The organism is Candidatus Aquicultor sp., from assembly GCF_054640775.1.
The window spans coordinates 1-2,781 of sequence record NZ_JBTSLF010000302.1; the positions used below are offsets into that span (position 1 = coordinate 1).

Annotated in this window: 3 protein-coding genes; all 3 read left to right on the forward strand. The window is 51.3% G+C overall.

Annotated features, from left to right (window positions below; all coding sequences use genetic code 11):
- Positions 1 to 16: 16 nt before the first annotated feature.
- The 3 genes from ACYC56_RS14465 (at position 17) to ACYC56_RS14475 (ending at position 2,692) form a co-directional block, all read left to right on the forward strand.
- Positions 17 to 1,324, forward strand: a complete 1,308-nt coding sequence (locus tag ACYC56_RS14465; RefSeq protein ID WP_461374876.1) for a thymidine phosphorylase — start codon at positions 17 to 19, stop codon at positions 1,322 to 1,324.
- Positions 1,325 to 1,388: 64 nt separating this feature from the next.
- A complete protein-coding gene (locus ACYC56_RS14470; protein ID WP_461374877.1) occupies positions 1,389 to 2,327 on the forward strand; it encodes a PLP-dependent cysteine synthase family protein in 939 nt (312 codons plus the stop codon).
- Between the two features lie 149 nt (positions 2,328 to 2,476).
- Positions 2,477 to 2,692, forward strand: a complete 216-nt coding sequence (locus ACYC56_RS14475) for a hypothetical protein (protein ID WP_461374878.1) — start codon at positions 2,477 to 2,479, stop codon at positions 2,690 to 2,692.
- The last annotated feature ends 89 nt before the right edge of the window (positions 2,693 to 2,781 follow it).

Sequence of the window (2,781 nt, forward strand, 5' to 3'; positions counted from 1 at the left end):
ACTTTGGAGGAGAACTATGCGGGTTGAAAAGCTGTTGGCGAAAAAGAGGGATGGTCGCGCTCTTTCTCGTGATGAGGTCGAGTCGTTAATCAACGGGTTTGTGTCCGGCGCCGTCCCGGATTATCAGATGGCGGCGTTCTTAATGGCCGCGTATATCAAGGGAATGGATACCCAGGAAACATATGCCCTCACAAAAGCTATGGTAGAGAGTGGCGAGGTGGTCGATCTTAGCTCCATAGAGGGCATAAAGGTAGACAAGCATAGCACCGGTGGGGTCGGTGATAAGGTGACCCTGATACTGGCCCCGATGATGGCGGCGGTCGGTTTGAAAGTCGCGAAGATGTCGGGGAGGGGCCTCGGGCATACCGGCGGAACGTTGGATAAGCTTGAATCCATACCGGGGTTTAACGTAAATCTGACCAGGGAACAGTTTATTAAACAAGTAAACGATATCGGTATCGCCATCATGGGTCAGACGGACGAGATCGATCCCGCGGATAAGAAGCTCTACGCTTTGCGCGACCTTACCGCAACCGTTTCGAGCGTGCCGCTGATTGCGAGCAGCGTCGTTAGTAAGAAAATCGCCGGCGGCGCGGATGTTATCGTGTTTGACGTAAAAGCCGGCTCGGGCGCGTTTATGAAATCGCTCGAAGAAGCCAAAGTACTGGCACAGGATCTTGTGTCGCTTGCGAAAAACTTTGGCAAGCAGGCCGTTGCGGTTATCAGTAATATGAGTCAGCCGCTCGGTATCGCCGTCGGAAACTCGCTTGAGGTCGAAGAAGCCATCGACACGATGAAGGGGTTCGGCAGCGCCGATCTGCTCGAGCTTTGCTATAATCTCGGCGCTCAGCTTATGGTCAAAGCGGGTGTCGTGCCGACGTCGCAGGACGCCATGGGCAAGCTAACCGACGTTCTTGAGGGCGGGCGGGTTTTAAAGAAATTTACCCAGATGGTCGTAGCACAAGGCGGCAATCCCGAGGTGATCGAAGACCCGCGTGGGGTCTTGCCCCATGCGCGATTTATCGAAGAGATCGAGGTCGTTACCACAGGATATATCCGCAGCATAAACGCGGAAGAGTTGGGGATCGCGGCGCGCTATCTGGGCGCCGGTCGCGCGAAACTCGGTGATGAAATCGATCACGGTGCGGGAATCATCATCCCGAAAAAAGCGGGGGACTATGTCCGCCCGGGCGATACGCTGGCCCAGATGCACAGTAACGACCCGCATATGCTTGCGGCGACCAGCGGCTTGGTCAACGATGCATTCGAAATAACAGCCGGGCCACATGAAGTACCACCTTTAATCTATGAAATTATCGAATAAAGTTTTAAAGTAGCTATAAGCCGTTATATTTCGGAAAATCAACTATCTACGGTAGGGGTTTAATGTGAGCAATAATCTTCTCGATGTAATCGGCAACACTCCTGTTGTCGAGATCAAGCGACTGAACAAACACAAAAAAGTAAAGATATTCGCCAAGCTCGAGAGCGCCAATCCCGGCGGCTCTGTAAAAGACCGTATCGCAAAATATATGATAGAAAAGGCGGAGGAGAGCGGCGAACTTACAAAGAAGAAAATCGTCCTCGAGGCGACGAGCGGCAATACCGGCATAGGCCTCGCACTCCTTTGCGCGCTTAAAGGCTATAAACTACGCATCGTCATGCCCGAGACCATGAGCCTAGAGCGCCGCCAGATATTGATGGCGTTCGGCGCTGAGCTGCTTCTTACAGAGGGATGCAAGGGGATGTCCGGCGCAATCGAGATGGCCAACCAGCTATCGGCCGACCCGAAGTACTTTTTAATCAACCAATTCGGAAACCCGAACAACCCGCTCGCGCACTACGAAACCACCGGCAAAGAGCTGCTCGAGCAGGTGAGACCGCTGGATATGTTCATTGCCGGCATCGGCACCGGCGGCACGCTTATGGGTGTAGGCCGTCGCTTACGCGAGGACAGCCCCCACACGAAAATCGTCGGTGTCGAACCGTATCCAAACCATAAAATCCAGGGTTTACGTAATCTCGGTGAGGGCTATATCCCGCCGATATTCGATATCAATATGCTCCACGAGAAAGTAAACGTCACCGACGACGACGCCTACGACACCGCCAAAGACCTGGCCAGGATCGAGGGGTTGTTCTGCGGCGTTTCATCCGGTGCGATCGTAGCCGAGGCGCTTCGCCAGGCCGAAGAGATTAAGGAAGGCAACATAGCGGTCATCCTTGCCGACGGCGGCGAGAAGTATCTAAGCACCGACCTCTACACCTGTCCCTATCGCCGAAAATGCGGCCCGAAAGCCACGGCAAAGTGCAAGGCGGAAGGCTAGCTAGTTAGCTATTGAAACTTTAAGAAGCTTATAAAAAGACGATATCCTTAGAATAGTATGTTTAAAGGGTCCTGAATACCTAGCTATATTGTGTTTTTAATACATATAGTATAATTGTCTAAAATAATTTGAGGTTAGCATTAGTTGAGATGAAGAAATCTGGAAGAAAAGCACCAAAGACAAGTGCATATGTAGTTAGAGAGCATGCAAGCGCTTACAAGAGCGTCGGCAAAATCACTCATCATGACCGGCTAAGCCCCGCAGGTAAAAGGCTTCCTTCGGCAGACGTTGAACTGATTCGCAAAGTGGTAGATCGGGCAGTTAAAGAGTATGGAGGGGCTTTAAAGAAGCTTGCTGATAGGTAAACATGGCAGCAAATTATCTTACCGTTGATCACATAGAACAAACCGTTTGGGATTTAACCAAACGGTTTTTTAATAAAGAAAAAGAACCA